This window comes from Streptomyces termitum, from assembly GCF_014650175.1.
Classification (GTDB): domain Bacteria; phylum Actinomycetota; class Actinomycetes; order Streptomycetales; family Streptomycetaceae; genus Streptomyces; species Streptomyces termitum.
This window is the reverse complement of sequence record NZ_BMUL01000054.1, coordinates 1-737: the sequence shown is the minus strand read 5'-3', so window position 1 is coordinate 737 and position 737 is coordinate 1. Positions and strand designations below refer to the sequence as shown.

Here is a 737-nt window from a genome sequence, read left to right as displayed (position 1 = left end):
TTCACAGTCTCCCACCTATCCTACACAAGCCGAACCGAACACCAATATCAAACTGTAGTAAAGGTCCCGGGGTCTTTCCGTCCTGCTGCGCGAAACGAGCATCTTTACTCGTAGTGCAATTTCACCGGGCCTATGGTTGAGACAGTCGAGAAGTCGTTACGCCATTCGTGCAGGTCGGAACTTACCCGACAAGGAATTTCGCTACCTTAGGATGGTTATAGTTACCACCGCCGTTTACTGGCGCTTAAGTTCTCAGCTTCGCAACCCCGAAAGATCACTAACCGGTCCCCTTAACGTTCCAGCACCGGGCAGGCGTCAGTCCGTATACATCGCCTTACGGCTTCGCACGGACCTGTGTTTTTAGTAAACAGTCGCTTCTCGCTGGTCTCTGCGGCCACCCCCAGCTCAGACAGCAAGTGTCATCACCGGTGATGGCCCCCCTTCTCCCGAAGTTACGGGGGCATTTTGCCGAGTTCCTTAACCATAGTTCACCCGAACGCCTCGGTATTCTCTACCTGACCACCTGAGTCGGTTTAGGGTACGGGCCGCCATGAAACTCGCTAGAGGCTTTTCTCGACAGCATAGGATCATCCACTTCACCACAATCGGCTCGGCATCAGGTCTCAGACTTATATGCACGACGGATTTGCCTACCGTGCGTCCTACACCCTTACCCCGGGACTACCACCGCCCGGGCTGGACTACCTTCCTGCGTCACCCCATCGCTTACCTACTAC

1 rRNA gene is annotated in these 737 nt (G+C 54.7%); it reads right to left on the bottom strand.

The features are described from left to right. Positions 1-737: ribosomal RNA gene (locus IE219_RS31385) — 23S ribosomal RNA — on the bottom strand; the annotation flags it as partial.